The 13,249-nt window shown below is 56.5% G+C and carries 10 protein-coding genes; 8 read left to right on the top strand and 2 right to left on the bottom strand.

Annotated features, from left to right (window positions below; genetic code table 11):
* The 8 genes from VGH19_23830 to pheT form a co-directional block, all read left to right on the top strand.
* On the top strand, window positions 1-120 hold a 120-nt coding region (locus VGH19_23830; GenBank protein HEY1174416.1), incomplete at its 5' end, for an IS5/IS1182 family transposase.
* 453 nt (window positions 121-573) lie between these two features.
* On the top strand, window positions 574-1,149 hold the full coding sequence (locus VGH19_23835; GenBank protein HEY1174417.1) for a DJ-1/PfpI family protein: 576 nt from the start codon (window positions 574-576) through the stop codon (window positions 1,147-1,149).
* Between the two features lie 167 nt (window positions 1,150-1,316).
* Window positions 1,317-1,820, top strand: a complete 504-nt coding sequence (locus VGH19_23840; GenBank protein ID HEY1174418.1) for a WG repeat-containing protein — start codon at window positions 1,317-1,319, stop codon at window positions 1,818-1,820.
* Complete coding sequence (locus tag VGH19_23845; protein HEY1174419.1) at window positions 1,817-3,577, top strand: arylsulfatase; 1,761 nt, start codon at window positions 1,817-1,819, stop codon at window positions 3,575-3,577. The genes VGH19_23840 and VGH19_23845 overlap by 4 nt, the downstream gene beginning before the upstream one ends.
* 1 nt (window position 3,578) lies before the next feature.
* Complete coding sequence (locus tag VGH19_23850) at window positions 3,579-5,402, top strand: sulfatase (protein HEY1174420.1); 1,824 nt, start codon at window positions 3,579-3,581, stop codon at window positions 5,400-5,402.
* A gap of 49 nt (window positions 5,403-5,451) precedes the next feature.
* Entirely contained in the window at window positions 5,452-5,676 is a 225-nt protein-coding gene (locus VGH19_23855; GenBank protein HEY1174421.1) for a type II toxin-antitoxin system VapB family antitoxin, read from the top strand.
* Window positions 5,673-6,050 (top strand): PIN domain-containing protein, encoded by a 378-nt coding sequence (locus VGH19_23860; GenBank protein HEY1174422.1) that lies wholly within the window; start codon window positions 5,673-5,675, stop codon window positions 6,048-6,050. The genes VGH19_23855 and VGH19_23860 overlap by 4 nt, the downstream gene beginning before the upstream one ends.
* Before the next feature lie 67 nt (window positions 6,051-6,117).
* A complete protein-coding gene (gene pheT / locus VGH19_23865) occupies window positions 6,118-8,550 on the top strand; it encodes a phenylalanine--tRNA ligase subunit beta (protein ID HEY1174423.1) in 2,433 nt (810 codons plus the stop codon).
* A gap of 46 nt (window positions 8,551-8,596) precedes the next feature.
* Here pheT and VGH19_23870 read toward each other — a convergent pair whose 3' ends face one another.
* Both VGH19_23870 and guaA read right to left on the bottom strand, forming a co-directional pair.
* On the bottom strand, window positions 8,597-11,509 hold the full coding sequence (locus VGH19_23870) for a 1-acyl-sn-glycerol-3-phosphate acyltransferase (GenBank protein HEY1174424.1): 2,913 nt from the start codon (window positions 11,507-11,509) through the stop codon (window positions 8,597-8,599).
* 146 nt (window positions 11,510-11,655) lie between these two features.
* Complete coding sequence (guaA, locus tag VGH19_23875; GenBank protein ID HEY1174425.1) at window positions 11,656-13,197, bottom strand: glutamine-hydrolyzing GMP synthase; 1,542 nt, start codon at window positions 13,195-13,197, stop codon at window positions 11,656-11,658.
* Window positions 13,198-13,249: the final 52 nt, after the last annotated feature.

The following is a 13,249-nucleotide window of genomic DNA, read 5'->3' on the forward strand; positions in this document are numbered from 1 at the left end:
AGCTGGCTCCACCAGTTCCGCCGTCTGCGCATCCGCTACGAACGCCGCCCGGACATCCATCTGGCCTTCCTCACGCTCGGCTGCTCCCTCATCTGCCTCCGCTCTCTTTCAAGCACTTGATCTCTTTTTGTTACACGCTCTTAAGCTCAAAGTTCAAAACTCAAAGGAAGGAGGTGTCTTGTGACTGGGGGAGGGCTATTCATGGCAGTGGGACATTTTGGCGCACGCGGGCAGGCCATATTGGTGAGACGCGGATTTGGGCTGGTTGACACAGTTTGGTGGGACAAAATGGCGCACTTAAATTCTGGAAAAGATTTCAGATTATTTTGAAACTTTTTCACGTCTGCGGCGTCTATGTAGGTAGCAAGAAAGGAGGCGGGTTGAATGACCAAAAAGCAGGGGAAAATTCATCGCGAGCGACGCAAATTGCCAGAGTTTCATTTTTTATGGTTTGAAGACCATAAGGTCTGGTTTGGGCTCGAGAGGACTCTCGCCCTACCGGGTTGAGGTGGAGCAAAGGCTTGCAGCAGCGGGCTTAAACGAGGATAACAAAAGCGTTCAACATTGATTCACATGAAGCACAAAGTTTTAGTCATTATCGGTGATGCCACGGAAACCGTGGACACGTTGTATCCATACTATCGCTTGATCGAGGGCGGTTATCAGCCGGTGGTGGCGGCTCCGGAGAAGCGGCGCTATCAGATGGTGCTGCACGAGATCAAGCCAGGGTGGACGATCACGAAGGAGTGGGAGGGGTATTCCATCGAGGCAGAAGTCGCCTTCAAGGACATCAATCCGGATGATTATCTAGGCATCTTTTTCAGTGGCGGTCGCGCGCCGGAGTATATCCGTGAGGATGAGGCACTTCTGAGTATCACACGCGATTTCTTTGCGAAGAACAAGCCGGTGGCGAGTGTGTGCCACGGCGTGGAGATTCCGGCGCGGGCGGGTTGCGTGAAGGGCAAGCGCATGGCGACGGTGGCGAAGTGCAAGTTCGACTTGGAGATCTGCGGCGGCACGTATGTGAATGAGCCGTGCGTGATCGATGGGAACATGGTGAGCGGTCGCACGTATCATGACAGTGGTCACTTCGTGGGGCCGTGGATCAAGATGCTGGATGAAGCCGCGGCGAAGTTGGGGAAGAAGTAGAGGGTGAGGTGTTTTGCCGGTTCGACAGGTGCTTTTGCCTGTCGGACCGGTGTGAAATAAATGCCTGCGGCATGGGGAGACTGGACAGGCGGTGGCGGCTGTCCCACTACGGTGGTGTGGCAGGCGAGGGCGCCTGCGGGGAAGGAGTTAAGAAATCTGAGTTGTTTATGAAACGAATTGAGCGGAAGAAGATCGGGATGGTGGCGGGTGCGTTGTTGCTGTCGCTGACGGTGGTGTGGGCGGCGGAGCGTCCGCCGTTGCCGTTCTCGAAGGATGGGAAGTTCGGTTACCAAGGTCGCAAACGCGAGGTGGTGATCGAGCCGAAGTATGATTTCGCCAATGAGTTTTCGGAAGGATTCGCAGCGGTGGGAGTGGGCGCTTATCCGAAAACGAAGTGGGGTTATATCGATCTGACGGGGAAGATGGTGATCGAGCCGAAATTTGATGAGGCGTATGCATTCTCCGAAGGGATTGCGGCGGTACGTATGGGTGTGACGGAGAAGGCGAAGGGGCAGTTGGGTTACATCGACAAGACGGGGAAGTATATCGTGGAGCCGAAGTTTGATGAAGCGGAGCCATTCAAGGATGGGCGCGCGCGGGTGCGGATCATCAAGGAGGGTTACGGCTACATCAATACGAAGGGTGAAGTGGTGGAGGCGTTGAAGTTATGAGAAGGTTGCTGCTGACAGTGCTGGGCTGGTGGATGGTGATGGGCAGCATTGTTTACGCAGCGCAGCAACAGCGGCAGCCGAATGTCATCGTGGTGATCACGGATGACCAGGGCTACGGAGACATCGGGGCGCATGGCAATACGATGATCCGCACGCCGAATCTGGACAGGCTGCACGGGCAATCGGTAAGGCTAACGGATTTTCACGTGGACCCGACGTGTTCACCGACGCGGGCGGCGTTGCTCACGGGACGTTACTCCACACGCAGCGGCGTTTGGCACACGATCATGGGGCGCTCGCTGATGTATCACGATGAGGTGACGCTGGCGGATGTCTTTAAGGAGAACAAATATCAGACGGGTATCTTCGGGAAGTGGCACCTGGGGGACAGTTATCCGATGCGACCGCAGGATCGCGGGTTTCAGGAGGTGTTGATCCATGGCGGTGGCGGTGTGGGGCAGACACCGGATTTCTGGGGGAATGATTATTTTGATGATACGTATTGGCAGAACGGTGTGGCGAAGGAGTTCAAGGGGTATTGCACGGATGTGTTTTTCAACGGGGCGCTGAGTTTCATTGAGAAGAACAAGGAGAAGCCGTTCTTCGTGTATCTGCCGACGAATGTGCCACACAGCCCTTACAACGTGGCGGAGAAGTATTCGAAGTATTACAAAGACAAGGGAGTGCCTCCTGAAATGGCGAAGTTTTACGGAATGATCGAGCAGTTCGATGAGAACATGGGCGTGCTAATGGGGAAGCTGAAAGAGTGGGGGCTGGAGGAGAATACGATCCTGATCTACCTGACGGATAATGGGACTTCGGCGGGAATCATCCGATCTGCCGGAGCGGGTAAAGGGAAGAAGGCAGCGGAGCCGAGTGGCTGGACGGGATTTAATGCGGGGATGCGCGGGGCGAAGGGCGGAGTGTATGATGGTGGGCATCGGGTGCCGTTTTTTATTCGCTGGCCGAAGGGTGGCATTGGCGGAGGCAAGGATGTGGCGCAGCTCGCGGCGCATATGGATGTGCTGCCGACGTTAGTAGATTTGTGCGGATTGAAATTCACGGCGAAGAATCCGCTGGATGGGAAGAGCGTTGCGCCGTTGTTAAAGGGTGAAGGAAAGAGTTGGCCGGAGCGCACATTCTTCGTGCACACGCAGCGCGAGGAGATTCCGCCGAAGTGGAAGAACAGCGCAGTGATGACATCGCAGTGGCGTTTGGTGAATGGCAAGGAGCTTTACGACATCAAGGCTGATGCGGGGCAGACGGCGGATGTGGCAGCGAAAAATCCTGAAGTGGTGGCGAAGTTGACGGCGGAGTATGAGGCTTGGTGGAAATCGCTGGAGCCGAGTCTGGCACGCTATGGGTGGATCACGCTCGGTGCGCCGCAGGATAATCCGACGCATCTCAACTGCATGGATTGGCATGCGGATCAGGCGCAGATTCCTTGGCATCAGGGCATGATCGACAAAATGCCCGTGGCGAACGGTTACTGGATGGTAGCGGTGGCAGCTTCCGGGAAATACGAAATCACGCTGCGGCATAAACCGGCGGTGGCGAAGTTCGATCTGCAAGCGACTCAAGCGGTAGTGAAAGTGGGTGAGGTGGAGGCAAAGGTTGAGATGCCTGCTGGCGCGAACGAAGTAAAGGTGATGATGAATCTACCAAAAGGGCAGGCGAAGATGCAGACGTGGCTGAAGGATGCGGCGAAAGGTGAGGAACGCGGGGCGTTCTTTGTCGAGGTGAAGAAAGTGGATTGATATGAGATCTCTTAATTATTTACTGATGGTGATGGGGCTGGTGCTGACGATTGGTGAAGTGTCAGCGGCTACCAAACCGAATGTCGTATTCATCTTGATCGATGATTACGGCTGGGCGGATGTGGGCGTGCATGGGAGCAAGTTCTACAAGACACCGAACATCGACAAGATGGCGGCGCAGGGGGCGCGATTCACGGATGGGTATGCGGCGTGTCCGGTGTGCTCACCGACGCGCGCGAGCATCATGACGGGCAAGTATCCGGCGCGGTTGCAGATCACGGATTGGTTACCGGGGCGCGGCGATAAACCGGATCAGAAACTGGCGGTGCCCAAGATACAGCAGCAATTGCCGCTAGCAGAGGTGACGCTGGCGGAGGCGTTGAAGGCGGGTGGGTATGTGACGGCGCACATTGGTAAGTGGCACTTGGGCGGTGAGGGGTTTGAGCCGCAGAAGCAGGGGTTTGATATCAATATCGCCGGGGATCATACGGGAACGCCGGTGACGTATTTCGCACCATTTGAAGCGGCTGGCAAGAATGGTGGACCGACGCGCTCGATGCCGGGCTTGGAGAAGAGTGAGCCAGGTGAATATCTGACGGATCGATTGGCGCTGGAGGCGGAGAAGTTCATTGAGGCTAACAAGAGTAAACCGTTCTTCCTCTATCTCTCGCATTACGGAGTGCATACGCCGATGCGGGCGAAGGCGGATGTCATCGCGAAATACAAGAGCGATGGCAAGGTGGGCACGCAGACGAATGCGATCTATGCGGCGATGGTGGAATCCATGGACGATAGCGTGGGGCGGGTGTTGAAGAAATTGGAGGAGCTAAAGCTGACAGAGAACACGCTGGTGGTGTTCACGTCGGATAATGGCGGGCTGTGCGTGGTGGAGGGGTCGAATACGCCGGCAACGATCAACAGTCCCTTGCGCGAGGGCAAAGGGTATCTGTATGAGGGCGGGATTCGCACGCCGTGGGTGGTGCAGTGGCCGGGTGTGATCAAGGCGGGCACGGTGTTCACGAATGCGGTGAGTTCGGTGGATTTTTACCCGACCATTCTCGCAGCGACGGGCACGCCGATGCCGAAGGAGAGCAAGGTGGATGGCGTGAGCTTGGTGGCATTGCTCAAAGGCGGTGCGGCACCCAAGCGGGATTCGCTTTACTGGCATTATCCGCATTATAGCAACCAAGGCGGGCGACCAGGTGGGGCGATTCGTGAGGGGGATTTGAAGTTGATCGAGTTTTATGATGACGGGCGGCTCGAATTGTTCGATGTGCGGAAGGATAAGGGTGAATCGCGCAATCTGGCGGAGGAGCAGAAGGCGACGGCGATTCGATTGCAGCGGAAGCTGGATCAGTGGCGTCGCGACCTGAAGGCGCAGATGATGGAGGAGAATCCGGCGTATGTGGCGAATCCACAGGCGTCGAATGGAGACATCGTGCTACATGCGAAGTCGGCGAATATCCATGGCACGATGGTGCGGTATGAGCCGCTACCGCATAAGAACACGTTGGGCTTTTGGGTGCGGGCGGAGGATAGCGTGAGCTGGGATTTCACGGTGACGAAGCCGGGCAAGTTCACGGTGGAGGCGTTGCAAGGGTGCGGCACGGGCAATGGCGGGAGCGAGGTGGAGTTCCGTGTGGGTGAGCAGAAATTGAAGCTGGTGGTGGAGGACACAGGACATTTCCAGAATTTCAAGGCGAAGGAGTTGGGCAGTATCACGATCGACAAGCCGGGGCGCTATACGTTGAACGTGCAGCCGTTGACGAAGGCGAAGGCGGCGGTGATGGATCTGAGGATGGTGACGTTGAAGGCGGGGAGTTAGGATTCTACACGGGGTTTGACTGGAATCCAATTCCTGATAAATTGGAAGCATGAAGACGACGATTGATATTCCTGATGAGGTGCTGAAGGAAGTGATGCGGCATACGGGGGCTAAAACCAAACGGGAAGCAGTTGTGACGGCGGTGGAGCGGTTTAACAAACGGAAACGGTTGGAAGCGTTGAATGCGCGGGTGCGTGGAAGTTTCAAGAACTTCATGACGCAGGAAGATTTGAAGGAGATGCGGGAAGATAAAAAGTGGGAGGCGGGGAAGTGAAGCTGATCGATACGTCCAGTTGGATCTACTATTTGCGGTCTTTGGATTCCGAGGCAAGCAAACGGGTGGAGAAGCTGATTTTGGAAGAGGAAGCGGCTTGGTGTGACGTGACCTTAGTGGAGCTATGGAATGGGGTTCGGGGAGCCAAAGAGAAACGTGATTTAGCCGAGTTGGAGAAAGAAATTACACTTTTAAGCGTCGATTCTGAGGTCTGGCAACAGGCAAAGCAATTGGCGGTAGCTTGCCGGGATGCGGGATTGACCGCGCCTATGGCGGATATTGTCATCGCCGCTTGTGCCAAGACGTATGATGTGGAGTTGGAGCATTGTGACCGGCATTTTGAGAAAATTCTCCAAATAGCTGCGAAACTGTGACTCGAATGAGATTCAAATTTACACTTTCCCTTTTGCCTGAACCTTCACATTGTTTCCGACCTGAGTCATGAAAGTTACTTACAACTGGCTTAAACAATACGTGGATTTTGACTGGTCGCCGGATGAGATGGTGGAACGGCTGACCATGATCGGTCTGGAAGTGGAAGGCGTGCAGAAGCTCGGCGGTGAGTTTGAGGGCATCGTCGTGGCGCAGGTCATCACGCGCGACAAGCATCCGAATGCCGACAAACTGTCCGTCTGCCGAGTGAATGACGGCAAGGGTGAGCGCCAGATCGTGTGCGGTGCGCAGAATTTTCAGGCGGGCGACAAAGTGCCGCTCATCCTGCCGGGCGCCTCGCTGCCCATGAAGCCGGGTGACAAGGAGCCTTTCACTATCAAAGTGGGAAAGATCCGCAGTGTGGAGTCGCACGGCATGATGTGCTCGCCGCAGGAGTTGGGCTTGCCGGATCAGGTGGATGGCCTGCTCATCTTGAAGGCGGATGCAAAAGTCGGACAGCCGTTCGCGGAATATCTCGGACGCGCGGGCAGTGATGTGGTCTATGACTTGGAGACGACGCCGAATCGTCCGGACTGGAACAGTGTCATCGGTATCGCGCGCGAAATCAGTGCTTTGACGGGGAATCCATTGAAGGTGCCGGATGTATCCGGCTTGAAAGAAGCGGCGGGAGGGAAGGCCAGTGACCTTGTCGCTGTGCGGGTGGAAGATGCGGAATTGAATCCGCGCTATACGGCGCGCGTTATTAAGGGCGTGAAGATCGGGCCGAGCCCGGATTGGTTGCGCTCCACCCTGGAGAAGGTTGGTCTGCGCAGCATCAGCAACGTCGTCGATGTGACGAACTATGTGATGCTGGAGATCGGCCAACCTTTGCACGCGTTCGATTATCATCTCATCGCGAAGAGTGCGGAGGGCAAGCCGACCATCGTGGTGCGTCGCGCCACGGAAGGTGAGAAGTTCAAAACGCTCGATAACAACGAGCGCACGTTGACGACGGAGAATCTGCTCATCGCGGATGAACAGAAGGGCATCGCGCTCGCGGGTGTGATGGGCGGTCTGAACACGGAGATCAATGATCAGACGGTGGATGTGTTGATCGAGAGCGCTTATTTCAAGCCGCAGAATATCCGGGCGACGTCCAAGAAATTGGAACTGCGCACGGATTCTTCCTATCGCTTCGAGCGCGGCGGTGATGTGGGCATTTGCGATTGGGCGAGCCGCCGGGCGGCGCAACTCATCCTCGAAACGGCTGGCGGTCAATTGGCCGAGGGCGTGGTGGATGCGTATTCGCAGGTGATCGCGGCGAAGGAGATTTCATTGCGCCATGCGCAAGTAAAGACGGTGCTGGGCATCGATATCGCGGTGGAGCAGCACGTGAGTTATCTCAAGAACTTGGGGGTAGAAGTGGTTTCCAGCGCGGGTGATTCGACGAGCTTCCGCATCCCGACGTTCCGGGTTGATCTGAAGCGCGAGATCGATCTGATCGAGGAGATCGCGCGCATGTATGGCGTGGATAAGATTCCGTCCACGGCTCCGCGGGGCGCGAATGGCGCGCATCCGTATGACGTGGTGCATGATCAACTGGCTGAGGCGCGTCGCATCCTGACGGGCTTGGGCTTGAATGAGGCGCTGGGGCAGACGCTCATCGCGGACAGTGCGGCGAAACTGGTGACGGTGGGTGATTCGCTCGTGGCGTTGGCCAATCCTTTGAGCAATGACATGAACGTGCTGCGTCCGAGTTTGTTGCCTGGGTTGTTGGATTCGCTGCGGCACAATATCAGCCATAAGAATTACGATGTGGCGATGTTCGAGGTCGGTCGCGTGTTCGTGCAGAACGGTGGTGCGACCAAGGAGGAGCGTCGTGTGGCCATCGCACTTACTGGTCAGCGTAATCAGAACTTCTGGAGCGGTGAAGATCGTGACGCGAAGTTTGATGCGTATGATCTGAAGGGCGTGCTGGAGAGCTTCTTGGAAGCGTTCGGATTGAAGGGGCTGAGCTACACGCGTCGTGATAACACGACCAGCTTGTTCATCGAATCGGCCACGATCCAGTTGGGCAAGTTGCCACTGGGCGAGATGGGACAAGTGATCCCGATGCTGGCGAAGAAGTATGACTTGCGTGATGCGGTGTTCGTCGCGGAGTTGAACTTGGACCAGTTGCTGGCGCGTCGGAATACGGGACGTTCGTTTAAATCGTTGCCGCAATTCCCGAGCAGCCGTCGCGATGTGGCGATGCTGGTGCCTGAGGCGACGACACATGACGCCGTGCTCACAGTGGTGCGCCAGGCTAAGCCAGCAAACTTGGAGACGGTGGAGCTGTTCGACATCTTCCGCGGCAAGAACGTGCCTGAGGGGCAGAAGAGCGTGGCCTATGCGTTCACGTATCGTGGCGCGGACAAAACGCTGACGGATACAGATGTGAACAGCGCGCACGAAGGTTTGCTCAAGCAGCTTACGGCAAAGCTGGGCGCGGTGATGCGGTAAGTTGAAAACTTACATCAAAGGCCGATGGGTTATCCCATCGGCTTTTTTATTTCTTCTGCAGCCATGTAAGGGCGGGGCGATTGACTGATTTGGCGAGTTCTTCCGCGGTGCTTTCTACGGCGTGGGAGAGGTTTTCTTTGCCGTCGTAGAAGGCGACGAAATCGAGTTCGCGATCGGGCTTGTTCAAATTGTCGGCGAAGTAACGGACCATTTCAGTGGGTGGCAGCGTGCGGCGGCCCATGACTTCGACGAGCGGGAAATTCATATCGGTATCGTAGGCGCGATAGACTAGCTCAGTGCAGACGAGTTTGTCTGTGCTGAAGAAATCGAATTCGAAATCGTAGGGTTTATCGAGATGGCTGAAGGCGACGGCGATGGCTTCGCGGATCTGCTCTTTAGTCAGACGCGGACGAAGGACCGCGGCGGAATCGGCCACGCCGAGGCAATGCTCCATGGTGGTCATGCGGACACCGGCGGGAACTGCTTCGAGAATGACGTATTCATGGCCTGCCTCATCGCGTTGGGTGAACTTGCGCCAGTGCGGTTTCACGCGTGGGTCTTCATCGAGACCCATGGCGACGAGGTCTTGCACCGAGCCGACGTAGAGAGCGGCGTGTGCCCAGTAGCCAGGCATGAAGGCGCGGGAGAGGAACCAGTTCTGTCGCTCGATGAGGATATCTCCGGGTTGGGCGAGATGACGCATCTCTGCAAGTTGACGAGGTTGGACAAGTGCTTGACCGGCTCGTGGTTGGCGCACGCGGGTATCGCCGACCCAGGTGGAAACAGCGGATTGGCCTTTGTAGATAGCGGATTTGCCAAGGAATTTCGCCTCTTTGACTGCGGCGAGAAAACTTTCACTTAGGACGCCGACTTTGGCATCGCTCATCATCATCTCGGTCTGGCGAAGCTGAGTGGCGAAGGAGCGATAAGGTTCTTTGCCAGTCAGTCCTTGTGCTTCTAGCAAGGGAGTGAAGCGTCGATAATGCTCGAAACCATTCGCGAGCAGTTTCTGGTGCTGCGGCAGGCGAAGATTTTCGCGGACTTGATCGTAGAGGCCATTGGGGATGTTCCAGCGCGGGTCGCCTTCGTTCAGCTTTTTGATGACCACGGGGTCATCGGCGAACATGTATACGAATTTGTAGGAATTCTCGTAAAGCGCCGAGCCGCTGGTGAGCATGAGCAAAAAGGCGCGCAGGCGGAGGTTTTCATCCGCGATCTCAGCGTGGCCTTGGTAATCCCAGAGCAGGCGAAGCAGTTCCGTGCGATAGCTGATGAGGGATAGCTCGAGACGGCGGACCAAGTCGTCGTCATCTTGATTGTAGAAGGTGCGCTTGCCATCGAGGAATTCGCGATTGAGCAGGACGGTCTTTTTCTCCAGCTCGGTCAGGCCGGTGAGGATGTTGATGAGGGCTTTTTCATCGGCGGTGATTTTCTCTGTTAAGGAAGCAGTAGAGTAGGCGCTGAGATTGGGGCCTTGTCGGGTGAGTTCGGGAAAGGCTTCGTTACGCGTCAATACTGTGAGCCAGATGATGAGGAAGCCTGCGATGGCGAGGCCTACCGTCCAGCGCACGGTGCGGCGGATGAGCCACATCCAGGCGAAGGTGTTCTCCGGCGGTTCTTCTACGGGATGTTCGCGGCTGAAATCGTCACCGAGAGCGAGCAGTTCATTGCCAAGGCGCGTTTGTTCGCGGCGGATGGTTTTGAGTTCCTCTCGATGAAAGACGGTGAGTATCTGGTGCCACCACAGGGAGGCGGCTTCGACCACTTGCCGCCAATAGCTGAGCGCATACACGCCGCAGAAGGGCATGAGAATGGTCCAGACGGTGGCGACCCATGGGAGGAAGTAGGACTGGCCCCAATACCAGACAAAGAAATACCACGCGGCGTAGATGGGCAGACCGAAGCCGAGCCGGGCTTGAGCGAGCGTGATGCGTTTATTCGCCGAGACACGGTGAGCGAGCCAGCGCGTGAGGAAGAAAGGAACGATGTGCTGCACCGTGCCGAGCACGGTAGGGATGACACCGGCGCAGAGCGTAATGGTTCGCCAGAAGAGCAGAGTAGCAAAGGCCGGGCCTTTCAACCGCATGATGGGGGAAGCGGGCGTGAGGCCGATGGCTTCGAGTTCGCGATGGTGGCGGAGAATCGCAACGGCGAGTGTGCGGGCGCGGCGGCGTTCAGTCTGATTGAAATGATTCATTCCAGCGGCCAGCCATTGGCGGCGCTTGAGGCCGATGACAGGGTCTTGGCCGGGATGGAATTTTTTGGGGATCAGGGCTTCGAGATCATCCAGCAGCGGTTCCCATTCGGCTTCTTCGAGATGGATGACGGTTTCGCAGAGACGCGCATTGATGGTTTCGCGCAGGTGACGGATGCGTTGGGCTTCGACCTCAGGCTCGGTCTTTAACCATTCGGCGAGATTAACGGGTTCACCGATGCGAACCCAGATGGAGCTGCGGAATTTTTCTTTCCGTTCGAAATTAAAACCTACGGGAACGATGACGAGGTCTTTGGCTTCGTTCTCAAATGCTTTGAGAGCGATGCGCGCCGCGCCGGAACGGATTTTTTCCAGGTGCAGGCCATCGTGGCTGATGCCTTCAGGGAATACGCCGATGGCGATGCCGGAGGTGAGGGCTTGGGCAGCTCTTTCGACGGAATCCAGATTACGGCGGACTTGCTTGGCGTCATCGCTGGCGCGATAGGCGGGGATCATGCCGAGGCTTTGCAGGAAACGACCGAATACGGGAATATCGAAGAGCGGGGCTTTCGTCAGGAAGACGACGGGACGTTTGGCTACAATGCCGAGGAGGACAGGATCGATGAGGGCATTGGCGTGATTGGCGACGAAGATGACCGGGCCGATTGTGGGAATGTGCTCGCGGCCGGTGATCTCGATACGCGGGTAGTAGATGCGGATGATCCAACGAAGCAGTTGTTGTATGATAAGACAGAGCAGTTTCATCCCTAACTAAATACTTTGATGAGACTGCGCTGGAGCGGGAGGAAGGTCAATCATTGGCGAATGTGTGTATAAATGAAAAGTGCGCCTGAATTCTCAGGCGCACTTTGAAAACTATGGACAGGCGATGGCGCTTGTCCCACTACGCATTATTCCCACTCGATCGTTCCCGGCGGCTTGCTGGTGATGTCGAAGACGCAGCGGTTCACGCCTTTTACCTCGTTGATGATGCGGCTGGCAAGTTTCTCCAGCAGGTCATACGGGAGCTTCACCCAGTCGGCGGTCATGCCGTCCTGGGATTCCACGGCGCGGATGGCGATGGTGTAATCATAGGTGCGTTCATCACCCATGACGCCGACGGAGCGCACGGGGAGCAGTACGGCGAAGCTCTGCCAAATCTTGTAATACCAGTCGCTCTTCTTCATCTCTTCAACGACGATGGCGTCGGCATTGCGGAGGATTTCGCATCGGCTCTCGGTGACTTCACCGAGGATACGCACAGCGAGGCCGGGGCCGGGGAAGGGCTGGCGGAAGACGATCTCTTTCGGCACACCGAGTTCGAGGCCGAGCTGGCGGACTTCATCCTTGAACAGATACTTCAGCGGCTCGACCAGCTTGAACTTCATGTTCTTCGGCAGACCACCGACATTGTGATGGCTCTTGATCATCGCGGCCGGGTTGCCGTCGATGGGGACGGACTCGATCACATCAGGATACAGCGTGCCTTGGGCGAGGAACTTGGCCTTGCCAGCGCGCTTGGTGGCCGCGTTGAATACTTCGATGAAGGTCTTGCCGATGATCTTGCGCTTCTTCTCCGGATCAGTGACGCCCTTGAGGCGCTTCATGAAAATCTCAGAAGCGTCTTCGTATTGCAGCTTGATCTTGAAGCTCTTGCCGAAGACGTCTTGCACCACCTTGGCTTCCTTGGCACGGAGCACGCCGTTATTCACGAAGATGCAGGTGAGCTGGTCGCCAATGGCTTTGTGGATCAGAGCAGCAGCGACGCTGGAATCAACACCACCGGACAGACCGAGGATGACATGTTCTTTGCCGACTTGTGCGCGAATCTCTTCCACGGCCTGATCGACGTAGCTGCGCATCGTCCAGTTCTTGCCGCACTTGCAGATGCCGTGGACGAAGTTGCCGATGATCTCCTTGCCGCGAGGTGTGTGAACGACCTCAGGGTGGAATTGCAATCCGTAGAAATTGCGGCTGCGATCTTCGATGGCGGCGTAGTCAGAGTTCTCTGTGGTGGCGACGGGCTTGAAGCCAGCGGGCAACTTCGTGAGCTTGTCGCCATGGGAGTTCCACACTTGGAGCAACTTGGGCAGCTTCTTGAAGAGGGCGCAGGACTTGTCCTTGATGGTCAGGGTGCCTTTGCCGTATTCGCGTTTGTCACTGCGCTCGACCTTGCCGCCGAGGTAATGGCCGAAGAGCTGCACGCCGAAGCAGATGCCGAGCACGGGGATGCCGAGCTTGAAGATCTCCTTGTCCGGCAGCGGTGCCTTGGGGGCATACACGCTGGAGGGACCGCCGGACAGAATAAGGCCGGAGGGATTCAGCTTGGCGATCTCTGCCGCCGGAGTGTTGTACGGCAGGATGACGGAATACACATTGCACTCGCGGATGCGACGGGCAATGACTTGTGTGTATTGCGACCCGAAATCAAGGATGACTATCTGCTCGTTCATGAGAACAAAGGACAAGTGTTTGCCTTCCGCCGAAGCGTTTGGCGAGTGAAAA

Source organism: Verrucomicrobiia bacterium (assembly GCA_036405135.1).
Lineage (GTDB): Bacteria > Verrucomicrobiota > Verrucomicrobiia > Limisphaerales > JAEYXS01 > JAEYXS01.

What these genes read in the sequence shown, in the direction of transcription:
- VGH19_23835 (HEY1174417.1), top strand. Translation starts at nt 574, where the DNA reads ATGAAGCACAAAGTTTTAGTCATTATCGGTGATGCCACGGAAACCGTG.
- VGH19_23840 (HEY1174418.1), top strand. Translation starts at nt 1,317, where the DNA reads ATGAAACGAATTGAGCGGAAGAAGATCGGGATGGTGGCGGGTGCGTTG.
- VGH19_23845 (HEY1174419.1), top strand. Translation starts at nt 1,817, where the DNA reads ATGAGAAGGTTGCTGCTGACAGTGCTGGGCTGGTGGATGGTGATGGGC.
- VGH19_23850 (HEY1174420.1), top strand. Translation starts at nt 3,579, where the DNA reads ATGAGATCTCTTAATTATTTACTGATGGTGATGGGGCTGGTGCTGACG.
- VGH19_23855 (HEY1174421.1), top strand. Translation starts at nt 5,452, where the DNA reads ATGAAGACGACGATTGATATTCCTGATGAGGTGCTGAAGGAAGTGATG.
- pheT (HEY1174423.1), top strand. Translation starts at nt 6,118, where the DNA reads ATGAAAGTTACTTACAACTGGCTTAAACAATACGTGGATTTTGACTGG.
- VGH19_23870 (HEY1174424.1), bottom strand. Translation starts at nt 11,509, where the DNA reads ATGAAACTGCTCTGTCTTATCATACAACAACTGCTTCGTTGGATCATC.
- guaA (HEY1174425.1), bottom strand. Translation starts at nt 13,197, where the DNA reads ATGAACGAGCAGATAGTCATCCTTGATTTCGGGTCGCAATACACACAA.